This is a genomic window from Sulfitobacter aestuariivivens (genome assembly GCF_014763045.1).
Lineage (GTDB): Bacteria > Pseudomonadota > Alphaproteobacteria > Rhodobacterales > Rhodobacteraceae > Sulfitobacter > Sulfitobacter aestuariivivens.
The window spans coordinates 1441119-1463369 of record NZ_JACTAG010000001.1 but is presented as its reverse complement, the minus strand read 5'-3'; the positions used below and the strand labels follow the sequence as shown (position 1 = coordinate 1463369).

At 57.4% G+C, this 22251-nt stretch carries 18 protein-coding genes and 1 pseudogene; 13 read left to right on the top strand and 6 right to left on the bottom strand.

The features are described 5' to 3' along the window. Window positions 1-30: 30 nt before the first annotated feature. From H9Q16_RS07200 to hutG, 6 genes are all read left to right on the top strand, one after another. Window positions 31-501 carry an NUDIX hydrolase gene (locus H9Q16_RS07200; protein WP_191074643.1) on the top strand — a complete coding sequence of 157 codons (471 nt, stop codon included), beginning with the start codon at window positions 31-33 and terminating at the stop codon, window positions 499-501. 65 nt (window positions 502-566) lie between these two features. Continuing rightward, window positions 567-995 (top strand): DUF1178 family protein, encoded by a 429-nt coding sequence (locus H9Q16_RS07195; protein WP_191074642.1) that lies wholly within the window; start codon window positions 567-569, stop codon window positions 993-995. 19 nt (window positions 996-1014) lie between these two features. Then, the gene (locus H9Q16_RS07190) at window positions 1015-1659 is read left to right on the top strand and encodes an SDR family NAD(P)-dependent oxidoreductase (protein ID WP_191074641.1); all 645 of its coding nucleotides are present in this window, start codon (window positions 1015-1017) and stop codon (window positions 1657-1659) included. A 166-nt stretch (window positions 1660-1825) separates the two neighbouring features. Then, a complete protein-coding gene (locus tag H9Q16_RS07185; protein WP_191074640.1) occupies window positions 1826-3064 on the top strand; it encodes an aspartate kinase in 1239 nt (412 codons plus the stop codon). 196 nt (window positions 3065-3260) lie between these two features. Beyond that, window positions 3261-5507: a phosphoenolpyruvate--protein phosphotransferase gene (gene ptsP / locus H9Q16_RS07180; protein WP_191075194.1), complete on the top strand. Its 2247-nt coding sequence runs from the start codon at window positions 3261-3263 to the stop codon at window positions 5505-5507. Window positions 5508-5674: 167 nt separating this feature from the next. After that, complete coding sequence (hutG, locus tag H9Q16_RS07175) at window positions 5675-6469, top strand: N-formylglutamate deformylase (protein WP_191074639.1); 795 nt, start codon at window positions 5675-5677, stop codon at window positions 6467-6469. Window positions 6470-6723: 254 nt separating this feature from the next. On the opposite strand, the gene H9Q16_RS07170 is transcribed toward hutG, so the two are convergent. Next, complete coding sequence (locus H9Q16_RS07170; protein ID WP_191074638.1) at window positions 6724-7494, bottom strand: Crp/Fnr family transcriptional regulator; 771 nt, start codon at window positions 7492-7494, stop codon at window positions 6724-6726. Window positions 7495-7846: 352 nt separating this feature from the next. Here H9Q16_RS07170 and H9Q16_RS07165 point away from each other — a divergent pair, with 352 nt between their 5' ends. The 6 genes and pseudogenes from H9Q16_RS07165 (at window position 7847) to H9Q16_RS07145 (ending at window position 13902) form a co-directional block, all read left to right on the top strand. Then, window positions 7847-8236 carry a hypothetical protein gene (locus H9Q16_RS07165; RefSeq protein ID WP_191074637.1) on the top strand — a complete coding sequence of 130 codons (390 nt, stop codon included), beginning with the start codon at window positions 7847-7849 and terminating at the stop codon, window positions 8234-8236. Window positions 8237-8248: 12 nt separating this feature from the next. Next, a pseudogene (locus H9Q16_RS20755) lies at window positions 8249-9163 on the top strand (GAF domain-containing protein); the annotation flags it as partial. Between the two features lie 93 nt (window positions 9164-9256). After that, window positions 9257-10003 (top strand): sensor histidine kinase, encoded by a 747-nt coding sequence (locus tag H9Q16_RS20750; protein WP_281403117.1) that lies wholly within the window; start codon window positions 9257-9259, stop codon window positions 10001-10003. Next, the gene (locus H9Q16_RS07155; RefSeq protein ID WP_191074635.1) at window positions 9993-10598 is read left to right on the top strand and encodes a response regulator transcription factor; all 606 of its coding nucleotides are present in this window, start codon (window positions 9993-9995) and stop codon (window positions 10596-10598) included. The genes H9Q16_RS20750 and H9Q16_RS07155 overlap by 11 nt, the downstream gene beginning before the upstream one ends. Before the next feature lie 45 nt (window positions 10599-10643). Next, on the top strand, window positions 10644-11096 hold the full coding sequence (locus H9Q16_RS07150) for a response regulator transcription factor (protein ID WP_191074634.1): 453 nt from the start codon (window positions 10644-10646) through the stop codon (window positions 11094-11096). A gap of 223 nt (window positions 11097-11319) precedes the next feature. Continuing rightward, the gene (locus H9Q16_RS07145; protein WP_191074633.1) at window positions 11320-13902 is read left to right on the top strand and encodes an HWE histidine kinase domain-containing protein; all 2583 of its coding nucleotides are present in this window, start codon (window positions 11320-11322) and stop codon (window positions 13900-13902) included. Window positions 13903-14397: 495 nt separating this feature from the next. On the opposite strand, the gene H9Q16_RS07140 is transcribed toward H9Q16_RS07145, so the two are convergent. The 5 genes from H9Q16_RS07140 to H9Q16_RS07120 form a co-directional block, all read right to left on the bottom strand. Further along, a complete protein-coding gene (locus tag H9Q16_RS07140; protein ID WP_191074632.1) occupies window positions 14398-15402 on the bottom strand; it encodes an ABC transporter ATP-binding protein in 1005 nt (334 codons plus the stop codon). Further along, entirely contained in the window at window positions 15399-16400 is a 1002-nt protein-coding gene (locus H9Q16_RS07135) for an ABC transporter ATP-binding protein (RefSeq protein WP_191074631.1), read from the bottom strand. The genes H9Q16_RS07140 and H9Q16_RS07135 overlap by 4 nt, the downstream gene beginning before the upstream one ends. Further along, window positions 16397-17539 carry an ABC transporter permease gene (locus H9Q16_RS07130; protein ID WP_191074630.1) on the bottom strand — a complete coding sequence of 381 codons (1143 nt, stop codon included), beginning with the start codon at window positions 17537-17539 and terminating at the stop codon, window positions 16397-16399. The genes H9Q16_RS07135 and H9Q16_RS07130 overlap by 4 nt, the downstream gene beginning before the upstream one ends. 5 nt (window positions 17540-17544) lie before the next feature. Next, window positions 17545-18549, bottom strand: coding sequence for an ABC transporter permease (locus H9Q16_RS07125; protein ID WP_191074629.1), 1005 nt, complete (start codon window positions 18547-18549; stop codon window positions 17545-17547). Window positions 18550-18650: 101 nt separating this feature from the next. Further along, complete coding sequence (locus tag H9Q16_RS07120; RefSeq protein WP_191074628.1) at window positions 18651-20690, bottom strand: ABC transporter substrate-binding protein; 2040 nt, start codon at window positions 20688-20690, stop codon at window positions 18651-18653. Window positions 20691-21103: 413 nt separating this feature from the next. Here H9Q16_RS07120 and H9Q16_RS07115 point away from each other — a divergent pair, with 413 nt between their 5' ends. Then, window positions 21104-22213, top strand: a complete 1110-nt coding sequence (locus tag H9Q16_RS07115; RefSeq protein ID WP_191074627.1) for an FAD-dependent oxidoreductase — start codon at window positions 21104-21106, stop codon at window positions 22211-22213. Window positions 22214-22251: the final 38 nt, after the last annotated feature.

Below are 22251 nucleotides of genomic sequence, written 5' to 3'. Positions count from 1 at the left end.
GCGAACGACCCTCAAGAAGACAGGCGCTGCATGATCAAACAACTGCCAATTTCGCTGCATGGTGCCCGCAAGGGGGACGTGCGCACGCAGTTTGCGGCCCTGTGCTATCGCGTCAAGAAGGGCAAGGTACAGGTGCTGTTGGTTACCAGTCGCGGGACCAAACGCTGGATCGTGCCGAAAGGCTGGCCGATGGACGGCAAAACACCTGCGCAAAGTGCGGCGCTGGAGGCCTGGGAAGAGGGGGGTGTGATCGGCAAGCCGGAGGGAGGCTGCCTGGGCGTCTATTCCTATGCCAAGGGGATTTCCGACATGGATGATCTGCCGTGTCTTGCGATGCTTTATGCTGTGCGGGTGAAATCGCTTGCCAGCAAGTACCCCGAAAAGTCTGAGCGCAAGCGCCGATGGATGTCGCGCAGGGCTGCTGCAAAGAAGGTCGCGGAACCCGAACTCGCACGTCTTATCCTGGGATTCGAGCCGCGCCGCGGCCCGCAGAAAGCTTGACGCACCTTGCGCTGCGCCCCATGTAACACATACGAACTTTTGCAAGCCAGGACGCGACACGCGCCATGATCAGTTACACCTTGAAATGCGACGAAGGGCACAGCTTTGACAGCTGGTTTCAGTCTTCGTCTGCCTTTGAAGCGCTGGAAAAGGCGGGACATCTGAATTGTGCCGTTTGCGGATCACTCAAGGTCGCCAAATCTCTGATGGCCCCCCGCGTGGCAACATCTGATGATGCCGATGCCCCTGTCCCCGTTTTGTCAAAGCCCCATTCGGATGTGGAAAAGGCGGTCGAGGCCCTGCGCAAAAAAGTCGAAGCGAATTCAGACTACGTGGGCAAGGATTTCGCCTCGCAGGCGCGTGCAATGCATGAAGGCACGGTGCCCGAACGATCGATCTATGGCGAGGCGCGGCTGGATCAGGCCAAGGCGCTGGCAGAGGACGGCGTGCCGGTGATGCCCCTGCCGTTTCGACCCAAACAGAAACTGAGCTGAGGCACGCGAGGGAGCCCCCATGACCATCCTGATTACAGGTGCCAGCCGGGGCATCGGGGCGGGACTTGCCGCCGCCTACAGTGCGCGCGGGCAAGAGGTGATCGGCACCGGACGGTCGGTTGCCGCACCGGTGCAGCTGGACGTGACCCGCCCTGACAGCCATGCCAAGATGGCCGCCGCGCTGGACGGGCGGGCGATTGATCTGCTGATCTGCAATGCCGGGGTTTACCTTGATAAGGGCCATGCGCTGGAGGATGGTTATGGTGCGGATCTTTGGGCACAGACCTTTGCGGCCAACGTGACGGGCGTTTTCCTGACGATCCAGACGCTGCTGCCGAATTTGCGCGCGGCACCGGGTGCGAAGATCGCCATTATTTCGTCGCAGATGGCCTCTTCGACCCATGCGCCGGGAGGCAGCTATATCTATCGGGCGTCCAAGGCCGCGGTGCTCAATCTGGGTCGCAACCTTGCGAGCGATCTCAAGACCGACGCAATTGCCGTTGGCATCTATCATCCCGGCTGGGTGCAGACGGATATGGGCGGAAAGACTGCAGATATCACGGTTGATGACGCGGTGCGCGGGTTGGTCGCGCGGTTTGATCATCTGTCGATTGCGACAACCGGGTGTTTCGAGACCTGGGACGGGCGCGCACACGCGTTTTGACAGCATTGAGCGGCTTTGCCGCAAGCTGTTCTATTGATTTTGGCTTCGCCAAGTCGGGTGCGATACCAATCTCGCGCTCTGGGATATTTAAGGCCAGAAGATGCCGGGGCTTGTTCTTGTCCATGGGGCGGCGTAAATGGCCCGGGACTGCAAAGGGCGAGGGTTGATGCCTATTCTGGTAATGAAATTTGGTGGCACGTCGGTGGCCACATTGGACCGGATCCGCCGCGCGGCAAAGCGCGTGGGCGTGGAAGTGGCCAAGGGCTATGACGTGATCGTCATCGTTTCCGCCATGTCGGGCAAGACCAATGAGTTGGTGGGGTGGGTCGGTGAGACCTCGCCGCTCTATGATGCGCGCGAGTATGATGCGGTTGTCAGCTCAGGAGAGAATGTGACGGCCGGGCTGATGGCGCTGACCTTGCAGGAGATGGATGTGCCGGCGCGCAGCTGGCAGGGCTGGCAGGTGCCGGTGCAGACGACGTCGGCGCATTCGGCGGCGCGGATCGAGGATATTCCCCCGCAGAACATCAACGCGAAATTTGCCGAAGGTATGAAGGTGGCTGTGGTGGCGGGTTTTCAGGGCGTGAGCCCCGAGGGCCGTATCACGACGCTGGGGCGGGGCGGGTCTGATACAACCGCAGTGGCCTTTGCCGCCGCTTTTGAGGCCGAGCGGTGCGATATCTACACCGATGTTGATGGCGTTTATACGACCGACCCGCGTGTCAGCGCCAAGGCGCGCAAGCTCGACAAGATTGCGTTCGAAGAGATGCTGGAACTTGCCTCGCTTGGGGCGAAGGTGTTGCAGACGCGTTCGGTTGAGCTGGCGATGCGCTATAAGGTCAAGCTGCGAGTCTTGTCGAGTTTCGAAGAACAATCGGACGATGCGGGCACGCTGGTGTGCGATGAGGAGGAAATCATGGAAAGCAATGTCGTGGCCGGTGTGGCCTTTTCACGCGATGAGGCCAAGATGACGCTGGTCAGTGTTGCTGACCGCCCCGGCATCGCCGCGGCCATTTTCGGCGCGCTCAGCGATGGGGGTGTGAACGTCGACATGATCGTGCAGAACATCTCTGAAGAAGGGCGTACGGACATGACATGGTCCTGCCCTGTCGATCAGGTGGCCCGAGCGGAAAAGGCGATGGCAGAGGCCAAGGCCGACGGGACGATCAACTTCCACGATCTGATTGCGGACAAGGATGTGGCCAAGGTGTCGGTTGTGGGTATCGGCATGCGCAGCCACACCGGTGTTGCCGCCAAGATGTTCGACGTTCTGTCGAATGAAGGGATCAACATTCAGGTCATCACCACGTCGGAGATCAAGATATCAGTCCTGATCAACCGCAAGTACATGGAGTTGGCCGTGCAGGCGCTGCATGATGCTTTCGAGCTCGACAAGGCGGCCTAGGCACCGATCAATACAGTCTTGGAAGCCTCATCGCCTTCACGTTCTTATGCGGGTCTGAACAGGCAAGGGACACGCAAGACGGGAGAAAAGATCACAGGTCCGCGCAATACACGTTTTGTTCCGGCAAAGCTTGTGGTCTAAGCTGTTTTTTGACCGCCGCCGGGGCGGGATCGCAGGATAAGTGACAGCAGCCATCATGGCAGAGCGTTATGAAACAGAGAGCCGCAAGCTTTTGGGCCGTTTGCGTGACGCGATGGCCCACGACGAGGCGGGTCAGGCCCGTCTTGACAAGATCACGGACCTTATTGCCACATCGATGGGCTGCGAGGTCTGTTCGATCTATCTGTTTCGCGACGACGAAACACTTGAGCTTTGTGCAACGCGGGGCCTGAACCCGGATGCGGTGCACCAGACCCGGATGAAGATGGGCGAGGGGCTTGTGGGTCGTGTCGCCAAGCGCGGGCAGGTCATCAACACGCCCGATGCGCCGCAGTATCCCGGATTTCGCTATATGCCGGAGACGGGTGAAGAGATTTTTTCCAGCTTTCTGGGCGTGCCGATCCAGCGCGTGGGTGAAAAACTGGGCGTCCTGGTGGTGCAGTCGAAGTCTGCACGCGAATTCTCAGCCGATGAGATCTATGCGCTGGAAGTGGTCGCAATGGTTGTGGCCGAGATGACTGAGCTTGGGGCGTTTGTGGGTGAGGGGGCCGCGATGTCTGCCCGGCACTCGCAACCGGTCCTGGTGCGCGGTGTCGTGGGTCAGGAAGGTGTGGCCGAGGGCCATGTCTGGCTGCATGAGCCCCGAGTTGTCGTGTCGAACCCGATTGCGGACGATCCTGCGGTGGAAGAGCAGCGCCTGACCGAGGCGGTGGATCAGTTGCGCATCTCTGTCGATCAGATGCTGACCATGGCGCAGGGCGACAAGGACCAGCAGCAGGTGATCGAGGCCTACCGGATGTTTGCCAACTCCAAGGGCTGGATGCGGCGGATGTGCGAGGACATCAAAAGCGGCTTGTCGGCAGAGGCGGCCGTTGAAAAGGAACAATCGCTTGCCCGCGCCCGGATGAGCCAGTCGACAGACGGATATCTGCGCGAACGCCTGTCAGATCTTGATGATCTGTCAAATCGGTTGCTGCGGATCCTGACAGGGCAGGGGGCGGATACCGGGGCAGAACTGCCCTCTGATCCGATCCTGGTGGCCCGCAATATCGGCCCTGCCGAATTGCTGGATTACGGGCGCAGCCTGAAGGGGATCGTGCTGGAGGGTGGATCAGTCGGCTCGCATGCCGCAATCGTGGCACGTGCGCTGGCGATACCGCTGATCGTGAATGCGGGGCGCGTGACGAATGAGGCGCTCAATGGCGATCACATCATGGTGGACGGCGAGCAGGGGATCGTACACCTGCGGCCGGACGACACGGTGGCCACGGCCTTTCGCGACAAGATCGCAATGCATGCCGCTGCTCAGGAACGCTATGCGTCTATCCGGGATGAACCGGCACAGGCGCGCTGCGGCAGCATCGTATCGTTGCACATGAACGCGGGCCTGATGGCTGATCTGCCGTCGCTTAAGGGCTCTGGCGCGGAAGGTGTCGGGCTTTTCCGGACGGAACTGCAGTTTCTCGTGCGCAACCAAATGCCTAAAAGGTCTGACCTTTCAGCGCTTTACGCGCGAGTGTTGGATGCCGCCGACGGCAAGAGAGTGGTGTTTCGCACGCTCGATATAGGGTCTGACAAGGTGCTGCCCTATATGAAGCCTGCGGATGAACCCAACCCTGCAATGGGGTGGCGGGCGATCCGCGTGGGGCTAGATAAACCGGGCATCATGCGGATGCAGTTGCAGGCGTTGATGCGGGCGGCGGCAGGGCGACCTTTGACGATCATGTTTCCGTTTATCGCCCAGCTTGAGGAATTTCGCGCCGCGCGGGCAGAGGTGGACAAGACCCGCGCCCGGGAGGAACGTCTGGGCCATGTGCTGCCGGAACGGATCGAAATCGGGGCGATGCTGGAAACACCGAGCCTTGCGTTCGCGCCCCAGGTCTTTTTCGAAGAGGTCGAGTTTCTGTCGGTGGGGGGCAATGACCTCAAGCAATTCTTCTTTGCGGCGGATCGCGAAAATGAACGTGTGCGCCGCCGGTATGACACGCTGAATGTCAGTTTTCTGACTTTCCTTGAGGGCATTGTGGCCCGCTGCGCTGAGACGAACACGGACCTGTCGTTTTGCGGTGAGGATGCAGGGCGGCCTGTCGAAGCGCTGTGCTTTGCGGCGATGGGTTTTCGCTCGCTTTCGATGCGACCGGCGTCCATCGGGCCGGTGAAAAGCCTTTTGCGCCGTTGCAACCTTGATGAAGTGCGCAAGGTCATCGAAGACGCCCGCCAGCGAGGAGAGATGTCGGTGCGGAGCGCCGTGATGGATTACGTGCGTGGGCAACATCAGAACTGATCCGGTCTGCTGCGGGCTAGTCTGGCGGATCAGGTGCGTTTCACTTGTCGTTCGCGCAAGGATTGATGGTGCGGTTCTGGGCTGCTGGTGCCGCTTCGGCAAACATGGCAAGCTGTGGCTGGCGGATCCGTCCGTAGGGGTGCAGGGATGAGAGGGGAGCTGATCGTGTGATCGAAGTGACGCAAGGCAACAGCCCGATTGTTCTGGGGCTGCCGCACACCGGCACCGATATTCCCTCTGATGTCAGCGCCTGTCTGAACGACACCGGCCGGGCGATGGCGGACACCGACTGGCATATTCACCAACTTTACAGCGATCTGGGGCTTGATCTGACACGTGTCAGAACACCTATCCATCGATATGTCATCGACGTCAATCGGGCACCGGATGATGTCAGCCTTTATCCTGGATTGAACACAACCGGGCTTTGTCCGCTGACGGATTTCGACGGAGATGCGATCTATCACGATGGCAAGGAACCGGATGACCGCGAAATCGCCCGGCGCAAGGCGCTTTATCATCAACCCTATCATGCCGCCCTAGCCGCCGAGCTGGAGCGCGTGCGGGACAAATATGGTGTCGCGATCTTGTACGATTGCCACTCCATTCGGTCGGTTATACCCTATCTCTTTGACGATACCCTGCCGGACTTCAACATAGGCACCAATTCATCCAGAAGCTGCGCGGCGTCTGTGGAAAAATCTGTGCACACAAGGTGCCGCGCGGCCACATCCTATTCCTGCGTTCTGAACGGACGTTTCAAGGGTGGCTTCACGACCCGCCACTACGGGCGACCTGAAGAAAACATTCACGCCATTCAAATGGAACTGGCCCAGTCAACCTACCTGGATGAAACTCCGCCGTGGATCTACCGAGAGGATAAGGCCGCCCGGCTCAGGCCGATCCTATACCGGATCCTGAATGATCTGAGCGAGCTGATCTATGAGCGCCAACTACGCTGAATTTTCGACCAGCCTGACGGTGGGCCCGTCACAGCTGTTTTCTGTTCATTGGCGCGATGCAGAACGGTCGGGCGCTTGGCATGATAGGTTAGGGAAATGGGGTCTCGGGGTGACGGACTGGATGTCGATTGGCGTGCTCGTCAGGTTAACGTCGCGGCGTTTTGTCGTACAAGACGACAGAGTGAAGAATTCCCCACAAGGCAGACGCGTCCAAATAGCGGCCTTGGTCGCACCTGAGTGAAGATGCGTTCAAGTCATTCGCGCAGTTGTTCCAAGCGCTCGCGAGAGAGGAGCGCTATCGCCTGACCAGGTTGAGAGACGAAGCCCGCTTGCCGGAGTTTGGCCAGTGTTTTGTTGGTGTGAACGGTTGAGATGCCAAGGTGATCAGCAATGTCCGATTGGGTCACGAAAGAGGGTACGGTGATGCTCTCATCTCCATCAGGTCGCACGCGCAGTTTTGCGTCAGTGCGCAGCAGGAAATGGGCCAGACGTGACATTGCACTTCTGCGCCCGACGTTGACGAGGAGGTTGCCAAACGCCTCTGCCCGCAAGGTCAAAACCTGCTTTTCGATGTTCTCCAGTCGCGGGTCAGGCTGCGCCGCAGAGACATCAAACACCAGAACGGAGGCGGGCCCGATGGATTCGATGCATCTTCCCCGCAGATCGGAGAATTTGTCCGAGGACACGATCAGATCGCCCGGCAGGTAGAAATCAAGGATCTGCCGGCGGCCATTCCGCAGGAACTCGCATTCTGCCAGCCAGCCGGTTTCGATCAGATAAACCATCCCCGACGCATTCTGGATGGTGTTCAGGTTTTCGCCATCGATCAGGATGCGCCGGACGTGCTGCTGGCTCAGAAGCCAGTCCCGGTCCTTTTGCGCCAAGCGGTACAGCGGCGAAACATCGGGCGTCTGCCTTGCGCGCGGCCCCCTTGTGATCACGATATCTTCCGCGCCCGGCGCTTGGCGGGTCTCACGAGATGTTTCTGGTCCGGGCGTCACTGGGGCCTCGATATGCCTTTTCATGACCCTAATTTACGAGAAGCAAGGCGGCCCGGCGATTGGCGTCGAGTACCTAACGAACCGTCGAAATGTGCGTGCTGTTCTTTGATCCTCATAACGCCGGCAGAGGTTCGGAAATGACTGTACCGTCTGATAATAAACGCTTATTCACTCAACCCGTCGCTCAATAACCCATTTTCTCGTTGCGGATGGCTTTCTCGGGACTAAGTGTTTATTACCTATATGATAGGTTAAGACGCACTGACCCTGCCATACGACGTGGACCATGACGTACTCGCCACCCGACAGAACAAACTGTGACAAAGAGCAATTGCACCTGATTGGCGCGATACAGACCTTCGGTTGACTGATTGTGATGAACAGTGCAACGCGGAAGATCACGCACGTCAGTGACAACGTGGACGCGGCACTTGGATGGCAGATCGATGCCCTGCTTGGACAACCGATTGACATACTGATCCAACAGCAATCGATAGACAGCGCTCTTGTTGACGCGCCCGAACGGCCCGGCGAGATACTGGCGCGACCGACCTCACTTGTTGTGAAACGATCTGACGGCAAAACCTCAAAGCTTTTCTCGCAGATCTATCGGGATGATGGACAATTCTTCGTAGAGCTCTTTCTGCACGATCTTGAAGCCCAGAACTCCGTGATAGAGGCCCGCCGGGATGTCATCAGCGAACTGCGGACCCTTGAGAGTGTCGATGAATTTGTGGCGGCCGCGACGCGGATGTTGCGGCGTTAGACAGGCTATGACCGCGTGATGTGTTATCGGTTTCACGCGGACGGGCACGGCGAAGTGATCGCGGAAGAGACCGAATTGTCCGACCGCTATCTCGGGCTGCACTACCCGGCGTCTGATATTCCGGAACCGGCAAGAAAGCAGTTTCTTCTCAATCGCATTCGCATCATTGCAGATGTGGACGCACCGATCAGTCAACTTGTCCCAAGCGCCGCTCTTGATCTGAGTTATTCAAAACTGCGGGCGGTCTCTCCGATACATCTGACGTACTTGCGCAACATGGGGGTGGCAGCAACGCTTGTTTTGCCCTTGGTTGTCGACGACACGCTTTGGGGGCTGATGGTATGTCACCACAGCACGCCGAAGCTGCTGAGCGCGACAGAACTGCATTCGGCAGAACTTTCTTCGCAAGTTCTAGAGCTTCTGCTGGAAAACATCCTGCGCGCTGAACGCGACCGGCAGATCATCCGCACGCAGGAACTGGCCTATTCCTTTGCGCATACCGAAACGCCAACATTTGAGCTTCAGGATATGGCCGCCAAGCTGGCGCACCATTTTGCGGTTGATGCCTTGGCTGCCTTTATCGACGGGGTGTGGCATTCGCTTGACAACTGGACAGGTGATGAGGTCGATCTTTCGATGCTCCATCAAAAGACGCATGACGATGTGTTTATCACCGATGATATCAGCGCGGTTGTTGGTCAGAACATGGGGGATGACCTGGTTGGATGCGCCTTCCTGTCGCTTGACGCACAACGCAATGACTATCTGGTGCTTGGGCGCAAACGCTTCAACAATGTGGTGTCCTGGGCGGGCGCGCCAAAAAAGGCCGTAGGATTTGACAAGGACGGACTGCCGATCCTGGAGCCGCGTGCCTCTTTCAGCCGTTGGGAACAGACCGTCGCATCCAAAAGCAAGCCGTTCAGCCAAACCGACCACCTTGCGCTTTCGGTTGTGCTGCCGTCTCTGAGAGCGTTGCTTGCGTCGAAAAAAGCGCAGCGGCTTGCGGATACGGCGTCCCTGATGGAACGGGCGCAAACGGACCTCAGGAACCAACTTCTTAATACGGCGCGGTCTGCATCGCTTGGGGAGCTCGCGGCAGCAATCGCGCACGAGCTCAACCAGCCGCTGACGTCTATCAGCAACTATGTGTCTGCGTCTCAACTTCTGCTCAAGAATCCTGACGAGGATCAGAAGAACAGCGTGATTGAGCTGATGGAAAGTGCTGTGACGGAAGCCCAACGCGCGGGTCAGATTGTCCACCACCTTAGAAACCTGATGAAACCCGGCTTTGAACGAAAGCTGGAATTTGACGGCAACGATATGCTTGAGCAGGCCGTCAGGCTCGCGCTGACCAGCAGCAGGCAAGGTGGCGTTCACCTTGATCTTCATCTGAGCCCTGACGCCCCGTCGGTCTATGCCGACAAGGTTCAGATCGAACAGGTGGTGTTCAACCTGGTCAGAAACGCCGTCGAAGCGATGGAAGGGATGGAGGAGCGGCGACTTGCAGTGACATCAAAGATTACCGACGACGAGAATTTTGAGGTTTCAATCGAGGACACCGGGGCCGGGATCGACCCGAATATCCTACCCTACCTGTTTGAGCCTTTCCGAACCAGCAAGTCGGACGGCATGGGGATCGGTCTGTCACTCTGTCGATCGACAATTGAAGATCACCACGGTCGCATCTGGGCCGCAGAAATTGGCGACGGCACGCGTTTCACGTTTGCTATCCCACTTGGTCAGACGGAGGGGGGCAATGAGCACTAGAAAATGTGTGGCAATCGTCGATGACGATAGATCCGTGCTGGCGTCGACATCCGTGCTGCTTTCAGCACTCGGTTACGCAACATCTCAGCACCCTTCCGGAGAACACTTTCTGGAGGAGGCGGACCTGGACCGGATTGACTGTCTGGTTCTGGATGTCCGTATGCCTGGCATCAGCGGTCTTGAGCTTCAAAAAGAGCTGTCTGATCGGGATATCTCTATCCCGATTGTTTTCATCACAGCGCACGGTGATATCCCGATGGCGGTCAAAGCGATCAGGGCGGGTGCTGCGGACATGATCGAGAAGCCATTTACGCAAGGCGAACTGACCGAATCCATCGAATTTTCGCTGCGGTACAGGCCGTTTTCGGGCCCTAACAGCATGACCCGAGACGCCGCAAACGAAAGACTTGACCGGCTGACCAAACGCGAACGCGAGGTGTTCGAACTGGTTGTCTTGGGTGAGACAAACAAAACGATCGGGCGTGAACTTGAAATCAGCCCAAGAACGGTCGATGTGCATCGCAAGAAGTTGCGGGAAAAACTGGGCGCAGATCGGTTGGCAGACCTTATCAGGCTCAAGCAAGCGTCTGGCTAACTGCCTCTGCCATCTAAGCATTCTTCACTTATATGAACGGGCTACGTGGCGTTGTACCGTGATCCAGAGGCCTTGTGGCCTTGTCTGGAAATACAAGAGAAGAGCGGTTCCATCGCCAAGTCAACAAGAGATCAAGCCGCAGTAAAGTGTGTCGCTGTGGTTGCCAAGGAAATGCATACTTGCCGTTCGATCGCTGCAATCTTGCAGTCTTGGAACATCGACGTGTCGACCTACAGGGACGAATTTTCGCTTTATTCGGCCTTGGAGAAGAAGGACGCAAACCCACCTGATTGCATCATTATTGATGTGCATATGCTTCAACATACCGTTGTGGAAATCAGCCAAAACATTGTTGCCAAAAATGCACGGAAACCGGGGGTCGTGATCCTGTCCAGTATTGTCAGAGGTATGCCCGAAGGGGTGAATGCCGTCTCACTTGCAAAACCTTATGAACCTGCACAATTACTGGAAGCAATCCATGCTGTTGCCGGGGACTAAGAACTGGCCGCGCGACCTGTGTTACGTCGAGTAAAATTGCGAAGTAAGACTAAAAACATGTCATAGGTTAATGACGCGTGTCCATTGCCCGTCGATAATAGCGCACGGGTGCGCCTGCAAACCGGATGCTTGCAGATTTTTTTGGTTCAAACACTGGCCCGTTATCGCCCAATGGGAGTAGTCTGCTCAGGCTCTCGCGTTCGATACACAGTAGACTGAGCTGGTGCATACACTTCTGATGGAAGACTTTCCCAACCATTCTGATACCTACTTTGATCTCAACACATGCGATCTTGAACCGATCCATACGCCGGGTCGCATCCAGCCCTTTGGCGTGCTTCTTGCCGGGCCAGCCAATCTATCGACGATAAGCCATTGCAGCGAGAACACGACAGAGTACCTGAATACCGATCCCAAGGGCATTTTGGGGAACAGCTTTAAACAGATTCTTGGCCATCAACTTGTCCACGATCTGCGTAATCTCGCCAGCATGTCCACAATCAAGAAGCAGCGGCAAAGGGCCGGTTTGTATACGATTGATCAGGGATCGTTCGAAGTTTACCTGCATGTCAATCCTGAGCACATGGCGGTCGTTGAGCTGGAACCTGCGAAAGACCATGACCCCAGGTCGGGACAGTCCGCCATCGACGAGATGCAAAAATACCTGGCGGCGACAGATCCCAACCAGGACATTCCAAAGTTATTGGACAGGTGTGTGGTCGGATTGGCAGCACTCACCGGTTTCGACCGTGTCATGGCGTACCGGTATGAGCCAAACGGCGACGGGCAGATCGTGGCAGAGAGCCGCGGCCCAGATGTCACCAGCTTTCTGGGGCTGCGCTATCCAGCATGGGATGTCCCCGAACAAGCGCGCGCCCTGCAGGTCAAGTGCCCGGTACGGATGCTGGTCGATGTGAACCAGACGCCCATTGCGATCCTTTCTCATGAAAAAGACGCCGCACCGCTTGATATTTCTCTTGCCCATTTGCGCGGCATTTCACCCATTCATGTCGAGTACCTCAGTAATATGGGCGTGGCCGCAACCATGACGATCGGTCTTGTCGTTGAGGGGCGGCTGTGGGGGATGTTCTCGTGCCATCATGAAAGCCCAAAGATCGTTTCTTCGGACATTCGCATCGCAGCCGAATTGTTCGGTCTGATTATCTCGCTACTGATCAAGCAACGGATCGATCTCGAGAAATCGATGCGACGCCATCAAGCTGCCGATGCAAGTAAGCGGATTGTGGCCGAGACCGATGCGACAACCGACCTGTTGAATTCGTTCCCAAATCTCGCGCCAATCCTGATGAGCGTGATCGCTTGCGACGGTCTTGCGATCAAGTATGACGGCAAGACACTCACACATGGCAGCACCCCGTCTGACGACGCCATCAATGCGATCAGCAAACACGACATCGACAACGAAGACGTTGTAAACGCCTGGTCTAACCTTGCGCAGTGTAACCTAATCAACGGCGAGGATTTGGGGCATTCGGCGGGCGCACTGCTGGTGCGGGCGACGGCCGCCTATCCGTTGCAGCTGTTCTTCTTCCGGGACGAAAAGATCAGAAGTGTGGATTGGGCCGGAAAACCGGAAAAGACCATGGAGCCGGGTCCTCTTGGCCCCCGAATTACACCGCGTGGGTCCTTCGATGCCTATGTCGAAGAGCACAGAGGCACCAGCGACCCGTGGGAAGAGCCAGATCTGGCGGCGGCACAGGAGGTGCAAATCCTGCTGACGCAGATCTCTGCCAAGGGTGAACGCCTGCAGTTAATGCGCCACAAGGATCTTGTCACCCATCAGCGGCAACAGGATTTGATGATTGCGGAGCTTAACCATCGCGTCAAAAATATCCTCGCCCTGATCCGGTCCCTGTCGCGCCAGGCCAAGGCGTCGTCCGCATCGCTTGAAAGCTACGCGCTGGCCCTTGAGCAGCGCATCGCGGCGCTCGCGGCAGCGCACGACCTCGCGGTGTCAAACACCATGAAGGGCGTATCACTGCGCGGCATCCTGAAAACAGAGCTCGCCCCGTACCTCAGCGCCGATAACTCACAGGTATTGCTGGCGGGACCCTTGGTTGGGTTGCGCGCCGACGTAGCACCCATCATTGCGCTGGTCCTCCATGAAGTTGTGTCAAATGCCGTAAAGTATGGCGCCTTGTCAGTTGATGACGGCGTGGTGCGTGCGAAGTGGTCGCTGGAGGGTGATCGACTTCGGTTCAACTGGCAGGAAATCAATGGCCCCAGGGTCGCGGAGCCCACGCGGCACGGCTTTGGTCGATCACTTATCGAAAAGGCTATTCCCTATGAGATGGACGGCGACGCGCAGCTTGAGTTCGATGAGGCGGGCCTGAAGTTTTCCTTTGGACTGCCTTCTGACGTACTGGTCGAACTTCATGAGGAAACATCCTCAAAACTTGTGGGAACAGTGGCCACCATAGACAGAGCAGCAAGCGGTAAATCCATTCTTTTGGTCGAAGACAACGTCGTGCTTGCGATGGACATGGTCGAAAGCATATCGCGCCTGGGGGCTGAGACAGTCGAGACCGCCTCGTCGCTTTCACAAGGTTTGGCATTGGCTCAGAAAACCGACTATGACTTTGCTGTTCTTGACATGAATCTACGCGGCACCGTTTCCTTCGAGATTGCGTTGTTGCTTAAAAAACGCGGAATCCCCTTCGCATTTGCGACCGGCTACGGATCACAGGTCGAACTTCCCGTCGAGTTGCGTAGCACGCCGATCCTGACCAAGCCGATTGATGACGGCACCCTTTCCAAATGCATCCAAGACCATATCAGAAAGTAGGACCAGACCCGTTTTGGGGGATTTTTTGTTGGACGTTAAGTGGTCGTAAAAAATTGAAATAATCAATTAGAAGCCTGTGCGATCAGGGGCTTAGGCACGATCACGTCGTCGCGATCCAACGTGTCGATCTGGGGCTCAAACTATGCCATCGTTGCGGCCGGTGTGAACCGATGGGGCGCCGAAACATCCGATTTGTGGATGAGCGACAATTGCGGACGTTGGATTTTTACGGACTCACGGGACACTTCCTTTGACGCCCAAATTTGTGGTGCAGGAAATGTTCATAATTAACGAGGAACGCGACATTCAGCGCAGGCTTGTCTGCGTCGATGCCGACTGATTTGAAATACTATGCGGATCGACTGAGCTGCACCGGTTTGCATTGCTGGCTAATTCTCTGATCGGGATGGTCGACCAGATCTTATGGGTTTTGATGTTGCACGCGCTCCGAAGACAGCTCTGAGCCCTTTTTCTCTTCTTCGAGCCTGCGATACGCTAGTTGGCCTCGCCACCGACTTCCTGCCACCGGTGGCATGCAACGCGATGCTCTGTTCCTGCATGTTCAAGCGATGGTTCCTGAGTGCGGCACAGATCGATTGCGTGGGGGCACCGGGTTTGAAATTTGCAGCCCGGCGGTGGGTTGGTGGGCGATGGGATTTCGCCTTCGAGCTTTTGAACCTTGCCACGGTCATCGGGGTCGAGCGATGGGATCGCCGACAACAGGGCAGTCGTATAGGGATGGCGTGGGGTCGAGAAGAGCGTGCGGGTCGGGGCGGTTTCGACGATTCGGCCCAGATACATCACGGCAACATGGTCACAGACATGCGCCACCACGCTGAGATCGTGACTGATGAACAGAAACGTCAGCCCCATGTCTTCCTGGATTGCCTTGAGCAGGTTCAGAACGTCGGCCTGGATAGACACATCAAGGGCCGCCACGCTTTCGTCGGCCACAATGAATTTCGGGCCCGACACCAGCGCGCGCGCGATCGAGATGCGCTGGCGCTGTCCGCCTGAAAAAGCGTGTGGGAATCGGCGCAGGTGCTCGACGTTCAGACGGCATTTGGCGGCGATTTCGCGCACGCGTTCGTCCGTCTCAGTACGTGAACTGGTCAGACCCATCACTTCGAGAGGTTCTGCAATGATGTCGCGCACGGTCATCCGGGGGCTGAGCGCCGCATAGGGGTCCTGAAAGATCAGCTGGGCGCGTTTGCGGTAGTCTTTGAGGTCCTGTTTGCCCAAGTCCTTGAGGGAATAAGACACCTCACCATCATCAAAATGCACATCGCCCCTGCTGATCGGCGCCGCGCGCAGCATGGCACGGCCCAGCGTGGTCTTGCCCGAACCGGATTCGCCGACCAGGCCGAAAAAACTGCCTGCCGCGATCTCGATATCGACGTTCTCGACGGCACCCACATAAGGTTTGGGGCCAATGAGGCCGCCGCGCAGCGCATAATGGACCGACAGGCCCTGCGCGCTTATCAAGGTAGGCTGGCTCATGCGGCACCCTCATTTGCATCATGGATATGACAGGCCGCGGCGTGGTTCGTATCGACTGTCATGAACTGCGGTGCCTCGACAGAACAGCGCGCGCCGATAACCTCCTGGCAGCGGGTGTGATAGACACAGCCTGAGGGCCGTTCCAAGGGTGATGGGATGTCGCCGGGGATCGGTGTCAGGGGGGCGTCGATGTCGTCCAGCGTAGGCAAGGCCGCCAGTAGGCCGCGCGTGTAGGGATGCGCCGGGCGGCGGATCACATCGCGGACGCTGCCCTGTTCGACCAGCTTGCCCAGATACATCACCGCGACCTTGTCGGCGGTCTGGGCAATCACACCCAGATCATGGGTGATGAAAATGATCCCCATGCCGAACTCGGTCACGAGGTCTTTCATGAGATCAATCACCTGCGCCTGAATGGTCACGTCAAGCGCGGTGGTCGGTTCATCAGCGATCAGCAGTTTTGGCTTGGTCGACAGCGCCATGGCGATCATCGCACGCTGGCGCATGCCGCCAGACAGTTCAAAGGCGTATTGGCCGAACCGCGTGCCGGGATCGGAGATGCCGACCCGGTCGAGCATTTCGACAGACAGCTCCCTGGACTGCGCCTTGGAGAAATCCGTGTGGATCATCAGTTGTTCGACCATCTGGTCGCCAATGGAGATGGCGGGGGCGAAACTGGCCATTGGTTCCTGAAAAATCAGAGAAATCGACCCGCCCCGCACGATCTTCATTTCAGCGTCGGTTTGCAGGGACATCACGTCAACGGGTCCGTCTTCCAGATGCAAGGTGATCTTGGTGTCGGGGCCGTAGATGGCGTTGCGCGGGTTCAGCTTCATTAGCGATTTTGCCGTCACGGATTTGCCCGATCCGCTTTCACCGACCAGCCCCATGACTTCGCCCGCCTCGAGACTGAACGATACATTGTCGACCGCCGTGATGCGGCCTTCGTCGGTATCGAATTGCAGGGTCAGGTTCTCGACATCGATCAGGCGGCTCATTTCTTGGTGTCTCCGTAGGGGTCTGCCGCGTCACGCAGACCGTCACCGACAAAAACGAAGGCCATCACGAGGATGATGAAGAAAATGACGGGGATGAAATACCATTGGTAGTTCAGCAGGACATCCGCGCTGGTGACATTCTGAAGCATCACGCCAAGCGAGTTTACAGGGTCTTTGAGCCCCAGCCCGATAAAGCTGAGCGCGGTCTCAGAGAGCACCATGTAGGGAAAGGAAATCACCAGATCGACGATGATATAGCTGGTGAAGCTGGGCAGCAGGTGCTTGCGGATCACATGGCCCGAGGACGCGCCGCACAGCTGGGCTGCCAGCACGTATTCCTGATTGCGTTCGGTCAACAGATGCGTCCGCACACGTCGCGCCAGTGTCGGCCAGCCGATGAAGCCGAGGATGATCGAGATAAAGAAAAACCTCTCTTCCGCGCTCCAAGTGTCGGGGATGAACGCCGCCAACGCCATGAACAGGGGGATGGCGGGGATGGTGCGCACCGCGTCCGTCACCATCTGGATGATGCTATCCACCCAGCCGCCGTAAAAACCCGATATCCCGCCAATGACAAGTGCGAGCACAAAGGCGATCAGAACGCCGATGGTGCCGACCGCCAGCGACGTATTGATGGCGTGAAACGTCCGCGAGAAAATGTCTTTGCCGGTCGAGTCTGTTCCAAAGAGGTGGACGTATCCGTCTTCGATGCCAAAAAGATGCGTGTCGAAGGTCATGAAAAACAACGTGTACTCAGAGCCTTCGACAAAGAACTGCACATACTTGCGTTCATCAGTGTTGATCGTGGTGACCCACCTGAAGTTCGTCGCGGCAGAGCGTTCGCGCTCAAGCGCGTAGACGAAGGGGCGGAATGAGCAGCCGTTGTCGTCGCAGAACTGCGGGATGGTGGGCGCGCCGTTCAGATAGTCTTTGTCGCGGCCTGCGATGGTGGGGTCATAGGGCGTCAGGAAAGGCGCAAAGAGGCCCGACAGGATCAAGGCCACCAGCACCCATGCGCCGACCATCGCGGCCTTCTGTTTTTTGAACCGGGTCCAGATCAATTGCCCTTGGGAGGCGGTGAAATAGGCATCTTTGGCGGATTGATCCACTGCGGCATCGTAGATGTTGGCTTCAGTCATTTCTGTTATCCCAATATGCTGCGGCGAATGCGCGGATCGAAGATGGCCAACGCGATATCGGTGATGAAGTTGATGGCGATGATGCTTCCCGTGAGGAAAAAGATGATTGCTCCGGCTAACTGCTGGTCGTTCGAACGGGCCAGCGCCTCGATCAGAAGCGAGCCTGCTTCGGTCAGGGTCAGGATCAGGGCGACGATGGGCAATTCGTTAAAGATGCGGTTCAGATCGAAGCCGAGCGAGTTGATGATTGGGCTAAGCGCATGACGCGCAGGGTATCGCATCAGCAGCCTGCGCCCGGTGACACCGCGGGCCGAAGCCGCCGTGACGTAAAGCTTGCTGATCTCGTCCGACATCAGGGCACGCACCGTCTGGATGGCAAAGGCCGTGGCAGACCAGCCAAGAATGAACACGGGCAGCCAGACGTGACCCAAGAAATCCTTGATCTTGGCCGCATCCCAAGGCGCGTCGCGGTATTCGGGAGAAAAGAGGCCCGTCAGGCTGTTGCCAAACATGACCGTCGCAAACAGCATGATCATCAGCGCCAGCAGAAAGTTCGGCAAGGCAAGGCCAAGGTAGCTGACCAGACGCAGGCCGTTGTTCAGAAACGGATTGCGCGATGTGGCGGCAACAATACCCACCGGAATCGCGATGGCATAGGCCAGAAAAAGGGAGCCGAGGCAGATGCCGATGCTCAACCAGACCTTCTGACCCAACAGCTGGTTGATGTTCAGGCGCAGAATGCAGCTATCGCCGAACTCTCCCTGAAAGGCGTTGAAGATCCATTTGACCCATCGCTCAAAGAATGGCCGGTCCAGACCCAGCCGCACTCGTTCGGCTTCGATATCGGCAATGGAAATTTGCGCGCCCTGGCTGTTTTTGAAGGCAAGGTAGCGTTCAGCGCAATCGCCGGGCACCAGTTCCATCAGGGAAAACACGACGAACGACACAAGGCAGAGTGTCACAAAGGCAAGGGCCGCACGGATGCCCGCAAATCGTAGAAATTGAACCATCAGATTGCGTGCCCCCGCACCAAAGACAGACCGCGCGGGTTTGTCTTGTCAGCGTCGCGGGCCGGCTTTGCAGCCCGCGACAGTTTCATTGTGTGGATCGTCTATTCGTCCAGGAACCACTGCGAGGGACGGTAGGGGTATGTCCTGTAGTAGGCATACGAGGCCGTCTTGAATGGTGGGACGTTCTTGAGCGCTGCCGCGCGATAGATCGGTTTTTGCTCTTTCACCGTGCCGATGAACAGCAGGTTCCCGGTCATGTTCTCGACCAGCTTGAGACCTAAGGCATCCGATTCAGGCGAGCCCACGGCGGCTGCCTGGAATGCGTTGATATCTTCCATCATCGTCAGCACATAGGCGGGGGGTTCCACACCCGCTGTGCCATCGGATTCGACCCATTCGCCCCACAACATCGCAGTGCGCATGTTGAAGTAGTTGTCGAATGGCGGAATGAAGATTTCCGGGTTGCCAAGAACAGTGGTCAGCGGAACGCTTTTTTCCCACATGGTGACATCAAGCTGGTTCGAGGATTGGGCCGACCGATATTCGTCCGTCGTGACCTCTTTGACCGTGTTGTTGATGCCGACCTCACGCCAGCTTTGACCAACCAGTTCAACGATCTTGATTGACATGCCTTGGGTGGCAACCTGCAGGTTCAGCGTCAACGCGTCCCCGTTTGGCAGTTCGCGCATGCCATCGCCGTCCGTGTCCACAACGCCGATTTCGTCCAGCAGGGTCTTTGCCATCGCCGGATCATACTGGGTAAAATACTCGGTCCATTCCGCTGTGATGAAATCAGGGGAAGGCGAGAACCCGACATATTGCTGCGGCGTCCCAAGACCGAACATCGCAACTTCGTTGATCTCATCGCGGTTCATCGCGACAGACATCGCTTGGCGGAACTTCAGATCACCAAACACCTTGCGTTTTTCCGGGTCTTCCGAAGTGACGTTGAAGGCGAAGGTCGGCATGGTGATGTCAGGTTTCAGATCGACGACAAAGCCGCCTTTCTCCTGACTTTCCATCAGCAGAGGCACATAATCGGTTTGCAGCGCCTGGGCCTTGTAATCAACCTCACCGTTGACCAGCTTCAGCAGCCGCACTTCGCTTTCGCCAACAAAGATTTCGTCCATCTCGTTGATGTAAGGAAGCTGATTGCCCGCCGTATCGACCTGGAAAAAGTAAGGGTTCGCAACGAACTGGCGTCCCTCGGTGGTCTCGCCAATCACGATGTGGCTCTCAAGGGTAGGTGCCGCATCCAATGGCAGATTGGCGACCTTGTCGGGGTGCGCCAGCATCGGTGTCGGTGTGTCCATCCAGTCGGAACTGCCGTAATAGGCCTTGATCGCGTCATAGCCATTTTCAAAGCCGAACGATTGCGCCAGCGAGTCGGCGTCCGCGTTGATGTCCGGGTGGAACTGGCCAAGGAAATGCTTGGGCTGGAAGCCCTGCCCGTAGTGGTTTGCAAAGTGTGCGAGGAAGCCCAGTTTTGGCGCTGGCATATTGAACCGCACGGTCAGCGGATCGACAACGTCGACCGTCATCTTCTCGCCGCCCGCCAGCAACCATGCTTTGGGAACCTCGATCACGTTTGTGTCCATGTTCAGATTTTCGTACCAGAACGCGACATCTTCGGCGGTGAACGGTTGGCCGTCCGACCATTTGTGACCCTCACGCAGAACAAACGTCAGTTGTGTGTAGTCATCGTTCCACGCCCAGCTTTTTGCGACGTGCGGCACGATCGTCGTCAGATCGTCGGAAAAGCGGACAAGGTTCACGTGGCGCACCGACATAAAGTCGGACGTGCCTGCTTCGGTCGCGTTTGACAGCGCATTGAACATGCCGCCGTAGCTGCCGATCGTGTCATAGGGGGCAACGACCAGCGGTTCGGATGGAAGACGCATCGCCAATGCAGGCATCTCGGGGTTGCCGCGGATACGGGCGTTCATCGCGCCGATATCAGGGTTTTCAGACATATCCATCGAACAATCAGCAAGTCCCTGGAATTCAGTCAGTTCGTATTGCTGCGGGAATGCCCCGGCGGCGATGCCCATGGGGTCCGACACAGTCACAGCCGGGCAGGCAGCCATCGCGGCCCCTGCAAAGGCAGAAAGTGCCGCGCTTGATAACAGAATTTTCTTCATTGGTGTCTCCTTGTTGGTTGTTCGGTGCGTATCCAAGCGGGGACCGCGCGGGCGTTCTTGCCCATTTTTCAGTATCGTCTCAGGTCATACGTCGCCGCGATTGCGGTCGGGCATATGCCTGAAGTTACAGGGCCGATGTGCCAGTTACTTTGGAGTGGGGAGCGAGCAGCAGACTTCCTTTGTGGCCATGTACAGACCTCGGCTGACAGCCAAACCGAGGATCCGCGTATGCTGAATGCCGCAACAGCACGGCCGGTGAATTTGAAATTGGAACTTCCCACGAGTTGGCCAAAGTAAGAAATATTACTTTCAGAGAGTCAACTATTTTAGTTTTTCTTGCAATGTGGATCAAAGGGGTGTCCTTTGGGCCCGGCAACCCGTTTCGTCAATGTGCTGTCCGAAAGGCAGGTTCGGTGATCTACGATTTTCTGATCATTGGAGGGGGGATCGCGGGTGCCTCGGCAGCCCATGAGCTTGCGCCCTACGGCAAGGTGCTGCTGCTGGAGAAAGAAGACGCCCCGGGATTCCATGCGACAGGACGATCGGCGGCACTCTTTACCAGAAACTATGGCAACTCGGTTGTGCGACAGGTGAATATCGCAAGTGCTGCCTTCTTCCGTGTACCACCTGATGGATTCTGTGAAACGCCGCTTTTGACGCCGCGTGGATGTCTGACGGTGGCGCAGGGGGGTGACGCACGCGCGCTTGACGCCCTGCTGGGCCTTTCGGAACCGGGAGAGGAAGTTTCCAGCATGAGCGTCGCCGATGCCTGCGCCATGGTCCCATTCTTGCGGCCCGACCGGGTGGAACAGGCGGTTTTCGAGGCCAACGTGGCCGATATCGACGTGTCGAGCTTGCATTCGTCTTACCTCAAGGGGGCAAAGGCGCGCGGCGCCCTGGTTGAGACAAGGCAGGCTGTCACGGCGATGACACGGGCAGACGGGATCTGGACTGTTCAGACGGTCCGGACCAGTTTCTTAGCTGGCATCGTGATCAATGCTGCAGGTGCCTGGGCGGATCAGATCGGGGCAATGGCCGGTGCACGGTCAATCGGGCTTGTGCCAAAGCGGCGTACCGCGATTATCATCAAGCCGCCGGCGGATATCACATGCGCGGCCCTGCCAGCCGTCGATTTCGCCGTCTCAGGTGCCTACATCAAGCCTGAAGGCGGCATGCTCATGGCCTCCCCCGGCGATGCCACCCCGACGGACCCCCACGACGCCTGGCCTGACGATATGGACATCGCAGAACTTGCCGATTGGATCGAGCGGGAGACGACACTCAAAATCACCAAGATCGAACACAGTTGGGCCGGCCTGCGCAGCTTTGTGGCGGATGAAACGCCGGTGGTCGGTTATGACACTGCGGTCCCGGATTTCTTCTGGCTGGCGGGGCAGGGTGGTTTCGGGATCATGATGGCACCCGCTTTGGCTGTACTGACCACCGAATTGATCGCTACGGGGCGCCCCGGCACGCAATCGCAGGATTTTGCACCTGCCTTGTCACCGGCGAGACTTTTGTGAAAATTGCACCGATCAAATGAGCGAATAGGGAGGGGGTC

Bases quoted from the DNA above. Each gene is read 5' to 3' on its own strand.
- H9Q16_RS07195 (WP_191074642.1), top strand. From the start codon at position 567: ATGATCAGTTACACCTTGAAATGCGACGAAGGGCACAGCTTTGACAGC.
- H9Q16_RS07125 (WP_191074629.1), bottom strand. From the start codon at position 18,549: ATGGTTCAATTTCTACGATTTGCGGGCATCCGTGCGGCCCTTGCCTTT.
- H9Q16_RS07190 (WP_191074641.1), top strand. From the start codon at position 1,015: ATGACCATCCTGATTACAGGTGCCAGCCGGGGCATCGGGGCGGGACTT.
- H9Q16_RS07120 (WP_191074628.1), bottom strand. From the start codon at position 20,690: ATGAAGAAAATTCTGTTATCAAGCGCGGCACTTTCTGCCTTTGCAGGG.
- H9Q16_RS07170 (WP_191074638.1), bottom strand. From the start codon at position 7,494: ATGAAAAGGCATATCGAGGCCCCAGTGACGCCCGGACCAGAAACATCT.
- H9Q16_RS07155 (WP_191074635.1), top strand. From the start codon at position 9,993: ATGAGCACTAGAAAATGTGTGGCAATCGTCGATGACGATAGATCCGTG.
- H9Q16_RS07135 (WP_191074631.1), bottom strand. From the start codon at position 16,400: ATGAGCCGCCTGATCGATGTCGAGAACCTGACCCTGCAATTCGATACC.
- H9Q16_RS07165 (WP_191074637.1), top strand. From the start codon at position 7,847: ATGAACAGTGCAACGCGGAAGATCACGCACGTCAGTGACAACGTGGAC.
- H9Q16_RS07200 (WP_191074643.1), top strand. From the start codon at position 31: ATGATCAAACAACTGCCAATTTCGCTGCATGGTGCCCGCAAGGGGGAC.
- H9Q16_RS07185 (WP_191074640.1), top strand. From the start codon at position 1,826: ATGCCTATTCTGGTAATGAAATTTGGTGGCACGTCGGTGGCCACATTG.
- H9Q16_RS07140 (WP_191074632.1), bottom strand. From the start codon at position 15,402: ATGAGCCAGCCTACCTTGATAAGCGCGCAGGGCCTGTCGGTCCATTAT.
- H9Q16_RS07130 (WP_191074630.1), bottom strand. From the start codon at position 17,539: ATGACTGAAGCCAACATCTACGATGCCGCAGTGGATCAATCCGCCAAA.
- H9Q16_RS20750 (WP_281403117.1), top strand. From the start codon at position 9,257: ATGGAACGGGCGCAAACGGACCTCAGGAACCAACTTCTTAATACGGCG.
- ptsP (WP_191075194.1), top strand. From the start codon at position 3,261: ATGGCAGAGCGTTATGAAACAGAGAGCCGCAAGCTTTTGGGCCGTTTG.